A 5,706-nucleotide genomic window follows, 5' to 3' on the forward strand; every position below is an offset into this window, starting at 1 on the left:
TGATATGAGTACGCGCCAAAGCTTCTGAAAGTTGCATAAAAAAATCCGATGACAAGGGGTCATCGGATTTTGATCCTTTCAGTGAGATCGTCAAGCGATCTGTCTTAACTGATCGGCATTACGCTAATTGCGGGTTTTTTTATGGCTACATCCCTATTAATGAGCTGGAAACTCATCGACGGCAATGGTTGCGGCGCGTACAGTTTCATACTTCATTAACTGCGCTAACTCTTCTTCATTCACCAGTTCAGACTCAAACGCCAATTGGTATAAGTCTGCGCCATATAAATGCTTGGCTAAGTTACCCGCGCGTTGGGCGTGGTTAATGCGTTTCAACAATGACCGCAAGCGATATTGCAGCTCAAATGCTTGTTCGATAACGCTCATGCCAGTCACCCCTAAACTTAAATCGCCACATAAATGAGTGATCCTTTCTCGAGCGGGATTCGGTGTAGACATGGAATGGACCACTTGGGTACTCAAAGCATCATTAGGTGGGGTAAAACGATTGCCCAAGGGGAAAATCGCCCAGCTTAACTTCCAGCGAATAAAACGATTAGGGAAGTTCTGTATCGCATTTTCAAGCGCTAAAGCCGCTTGATGTAATTGAGATTGCAGCGCAAACTCCACGGCAGGTAAATCATCGTATTGATGGCCATTATCTTCAAACATCTTCAACGTCGCTGAGGCCAAATACAATTGACTCAATACATCCCCTAACCGCGCCGACAGCATTTCTTTGCGTTTCAATTGACCACCGAGCGTTAGCATCGCTAGATCACTGATTAACGCCAAGGCCGCGGATAGTCGAGTCAATTGCTGGTAATAGCTACGCGTCGGACCACTGACTGGACTTTGAGCAAACACACTCGCCGTCAATGCATGTCCAAAGGCCCTAGCCCCATTGCTGGCGGTATACAGCATATGACGGCTCAATAACTTATCAAACTCGAGCAACGCCGCTTGCTCATCTTCCATGGCCGCAACGCGCATTTCGTCCAGCACATAAGGGTGGCATCGGGTTGCCCCTTGGCCAAAGATCATTAAACTGCGGGTTAAAATGTTGGCCCCTTCCACCGTGATTGAAATGGGATTAGCGATGTAATGATACGCTAATATATTTTTAGGCCCTAGTTGCACGCCCTTTCCTGCTTGGATATCCATGGCATCATTGATAACGCTACGACCCAGTTCAGTCATATGGTATTTAGCAATCGCAGTCACCACCCCAGGTTTGGCTTTCAAATCCAAGGCGGTTGTGGTTAATCGCCGCGCGGCCTCCAGTTGATAGGTGTTGGCAATGATCCGTGCCAACGCTTCTTGCACCCCTTCAAATTGCTGGATGGCAACCCCAAATTGATGCCTAACTGCCGCATAAGCCGTGGTGGATTTACACGCCATATGTGCCGTTGCCGTGGCTAACGCCGGTAGCGATATTCCGCGTCCAGCCGATAAACACTCAACTAACATACGCCAGCCTTTACCCGCGTAACTTGGGCCACCAATGATCCAATCTAGGGGAATGAAAACATCCTCACCTGAAGTGGTACCATTCATAAAGGCTAATCCCATCGGGTGATGACGCGCACCATGAATAACTCCAGGATGCGAGGTGGGAATTAACGCACAAGTAATCCCAAGCTCAGTCTGATCGCCAAGTAAGTTATCAGGATCGCGCATTTTAAACGCTAAACCAAGTACCGTTGCTACAGGCGCGAGGGTGATATAGCGTTTATTCCAGGTGAGACTTAAGCCCAGTTGACGCTGCCCTTCAAACTCTCGCTCGCAAACGATGCCAACATCGCTGATTGCACCCGCATCACTGCCGGCCTCAGGTCCGGTTAAGGCAAAACATGGAATTTCTTGGCCGTTGGCCAAAGCGGGTAACCAGCGTTCTTTTTGTTCAGTGGTGCCATAGTGGGCTAATAATTCACCTGGCCCTAACGAATTTGGCACCATAACGGTGACCGCGGCACTAATGCTGCGGCTAGCCAGTTGCGACACTATGGTCGAGTTAGCGTAGGCTGAAAATGCTAAGCCGCCGTATTTTTTAGGAATGATTAACGCAAAGAATTTATTGTCGCGAAAGTATTGCCACAACTCAGGCGGTAAATCACCAAGCTCAGCGGTGATTTGATGATCATCGATCATTGCAAGCGCCGTAGCGAGTTGATTATCAATAAATTTTTGCTCATCAGCCGACAATATTGGCTTGTCATAAGCATGTAATTTATTCCAATCGGGATTGCCGGCAAACAGTTCAGCATCCCACCAAGTATCACCGGCTTCCATCGCTTCTCGTTCGGTTTGTGATAACGGCGGAAGGACTTTGCGAATAAAATTCAAAGCCGGCAGACTGATTAAAGTCATCCTAAATTTGGGCACCATAAAAATGGCAATAATGGCACCTATCAACAAAAGTAAAATGGTCATGACGATTCCTGTCAGTTATGGGTGGCCTTACGGCAAAAGTTCGACACTCACGCCTGAAGCCATATAAGGGATCACGCGTTTAAGAACCCCTTCTATATCGATTTGTTCATTAAAGTCAGCGGCTGCGATTTCACGTAAGGCATCGGCCGATGCCATGGTGAACACTATGGTTCCTAAGGTAAAATGTAGTCGCCAAAACATTTCTTCCGGTGGAATATGTGGCGCACTGTCAGACACCGCCTTAACGAAGTTTTGTAGATGTTCAGTATAGTGAGTAGTAATAAACCAGCGCAAATGCCCCTGACTCTCAATATAGCCGCGTCCCAATAACTGTAAGAATATGGTCGTTCCATCTTCCCGTAACTGGTTAAGATCCAATAAAGGACGTACCAGTGAGGTAAATATTTGCTGTAAACTCGCGGGGGAGTTTTGCTGTTGGCACAAGCCGATCTGCAGCGAGGCATTGGGCATAAATACGTCAAGATATCGGGCCAACACCGCCCTAATAAGCTCTTTTTTTGAGCCAAAATGATAATTTACTGAGGCTAAATTGACTTCCGCCTTACTAGTAATCAAACGCAGTGATGTTTCTGAGAAGCCACGTTCAGCGAATAATTTTTCTGCGGCATCCAAGATGCGAGTTTTAGTGTCTGTTCGACCGGCCATAGCCTTGCCCCCTAATTTAAACACTTGTTTAAATTAAACACTAGTTAACAAATTGTCAAACATTTACTTATGATAAACATGCATAAATACAGCAGATTGTGTGATCACGTTTGCAGGCCTTACTGCTTGTTTCAAACCACTATCCCCCATGTTCTCTCGCCATTTTTGCGGCGTAATAACCCACGATTCTACGGCGGATTTTGGGGTAACCCCCCGCTGCTTGCTTGACGCCAAACGACCTGTTTTAGCTTGACCGTGGCGGATATTTGCCCGCCCCCCCCTGAGTCAATTTATCCAAGGCTAGGCCAAAATGACCCAAGTGCAGCTTTCCAAGCAAACCTGGCTCGGAAAAATAGGCAATAAACCAGATTAGATCCCCATTTCCAATGAAGCATCTTGACCCAAGATCCCCTCATCTCAATACTCAGCGTCAAATAAACACAAGTAAAACAATGCCAACGAGTAAGTTATCATGTTAATCAGCCGTACACTTTTCACCTTAAGCAGTCTTTCTTTAGCCATGGGCATCATCAACCCAGCCTTCGCCGCGCATGGCGAGCGCGATCGTATCCTTGCCATGGACGAAGTGATCGTAGTTAAAGGTTCGCCCGCCAAAGCCAATGAAATCTCCACCACCAAGTGGGTGATTGATGCCGATGAAATCGCCGCATCTGGTGCTCAAACCTTTGATCAAGTCATCGCCAATGTCCCAGGTGTGTATGTCCGTGTTGGCGGAGATTCCACCCCTCGCGTTGATATACGAGGTTTGAAAACTCGGCATATCACGTTTTTAATTAATGGTGTGCCAACCAGCAGTGCCGAAGATGGTCAGTTTGATCCAAGCGTGATCCCAACCACTCAAATCGCACGGGTAGAAGTCTCTGTGGGGCCAACGTCAGTGTTATATGGTCCGGGCGGCAGTGCCGGTGTCATCAACATTATCACTAAACAAGGCGATGGATCATCGTTGTTATCAGGTAAAGTAGAATCTGCACCAGATAATACTTTGAATGCCGATATCAGTGCGGCAGGTTCAGGTGAGAACTGGCAAGGGATCATGAGTGTGACCCATCAAGAAACCGATGGCACGCCCATGGCAGATGATTTTATCGATACCAGAAATCAGATAGGTGATATCCGCTTTAACTCGGATAGAAAACTGACTAACTATTATGCCCAAGGCAGCTACTTTGCCTCTGATGCCACCAAACTCATGGCAAACTACAGTCAGCGTGATGGCTATTGGGGCAAATCACCGACCGTTGATCGTAAGAAGACCCCGTCTCGGGTAGAAGATTATAACGAACAAAGCCTTCAAGTGGGTGCTGCCCACGCCTTTAATGACACTTATGCACTGCGCGGTTTTATTTACCATAACCAAACCGACATGACTGAGAATTTTTACAATCACAAATTAAATAATCTCAATAGCATAGTGACTAGCACTTCGAAAGTGACTGGAACCAATATTCAATTTATCAGTGAATTTGACCACGGTGCTATCCTAACCACATCGGCCATCGTTGAGCAGCAAGACTGGTATTCTCATACCCAAAAGTTACGTACGCTCAAAGCCGGTGGAACAGGCGGCGGCACCGGTTCGGGGGGCGGTAATTCGGGCGCCGGTGATATTGATGAAAGCATCATGGTGTACACCGCAGCAGGCGAATACCAATATCAGGCCGATGAGTTATATGGCTTTAGTGTCGGTGGCGCATTCCACCATTATGATCGCGTCGAGCACAGTGATAGCGATTTCTCGGCGCAAGCATCAGCCTACTATCAACTCACTGATTCTAGCCGAATTCATACCGGCGTCGCCCAAAAAGTTCGCTATCCTTCGATCAGCGATTTATACGCCGCCGATGGTGGCAATGTGGCACTTAAGGCCGAAGTTGCTCATCAGTTTGAATTGGGGTTACAACAAACTTTGCCCTTAAATACCGATGTTAATATCAGCAGTTATATTACTGATGCTAATGATTACATTGCCAAAGATGAACTTGGCCAAGAGCAAAATATTGGTGATTACCGCTTTATGGGCATCGATATGCAAATGACCAATCGCTATTTTGATAGCCTAGGGCTCACCTTAAGTTACAGCTTTACTGATACGGAAGATCGTGCCACCGAGCAGCGTTTACAGTATCGCCCAAAACATCAAGTGCGGTTCCAAGCCAGTTATGATCTTCCTTTTGGTTTAACAACCCGGGTCAATGCTGAGCGGGTCATAGACCAAGTGAATGGTAAAGGCGTTGAATTAGCAAACTACACGCTCGTGGATTTGAGCATCAATCAAAAGCTTTGGAAAGATAATCTCGAACTGTATGTTCGCGCCACCAATTTATTTGATGAGCTCTACTATCAAAGTGACTTTATGCCGCGGGCCGGTCGCCAAGTGTTTGTCGGTATTAACTGGCAACTATAAGCGCAGGCTTTACTAAAAGGAGTTGCCATCATAACGCCTTGGCCCCAAGCCAAGGCTTAATTAGATGGTCCGCCTCACCCCTAAGCTAAGCTTAGGGTTAGGCAAACAAAGAGGCGAACCATCATGTCTACTATTAAAGTAATTGGGATCGATTTAGGCAAATCTTCTTTTCATCTTGT

General features: G+C 46.8%; 3 protein-coding genes. 1 reads left to right on the forward strand and 2 read right to left on the reverse strand.

Features of this window, described 5'->3' with window-relative positions:
- Positions 1–156: 156 nt before the first annotated feature.
- Complete coding sequence (locus tag KU855_RS18520) at positions 157–2,433, reverse strand: acyl-CoA dehydrogenase (protein WP_218532751.1); 2,277 nt, start codon at positions 2,431–2,433, stop codon at positions 157–159.
- 27 nt (positions 2,434–2,460) lie between these two features.
- Entirely contained in the window at positions 2,461–3,099 is a 639-nt protein-coding gene (locus KU855_RS18525; RefSeq protein ID WP_218532753.1) for a TetR/AcrR family transcriptional regulator, read from the reverse strand.
- A gap of 472 nt (positions 3,100–3,571) precedes the next feature.
- Here KU855_RS18525 and KU855_RS18530 point away from each other — a divergent pair, with 472 nt between their 5' ends.
- The gene (locus KU855_RS18530) at positions 3,572–5,527 is read left to right on the forward strand and encodes a TonB-dependent siderophore receptor (protein WP_218532755.1); all 1,956 of its coding nucleotides are present in this window, start codon (positions 3,572–3,574) and stop codon (positions 5,525–5,527) included.
- The last annotated feature ends 179 nt before the right edge of the window (positions 5,528–5,706 follow it).

The sequence above is a fragment of the Shewanella sp. NIFS-20-20 genome (genome assembly GCF_019209865.1).
Lineage (GTDB): Bacteria > Pseudomonadota > Gammaproteobacteria > Enterobacterales > Shewanellaceae > Shewanella.

Bases quoted from the DNA above. Each gene is read 5' to 3' on its own strand.
- KU855_RS18520 (WP_218532751.1), bottom strand. From the start codon at position 2,433: ATGACCATTTTACTTTTGTTGATAGGTGCCATTATTGCCATTTTTATG.
- KU855_RS18525 (WP_218532753.1), bottom strand. From the start codon at position 3,099: ATGGCCGGTCGAACAGACACTAAAACTCGCATCTTGGATGCCGCAGAA.
- KU855_RS18530 (WP_218532755.1), top strand. From the start codon at position 3,572: ATGTTAATCAGCCGTACACTTTTCACCTTAAGCAGTCTTTCTTTAGCC.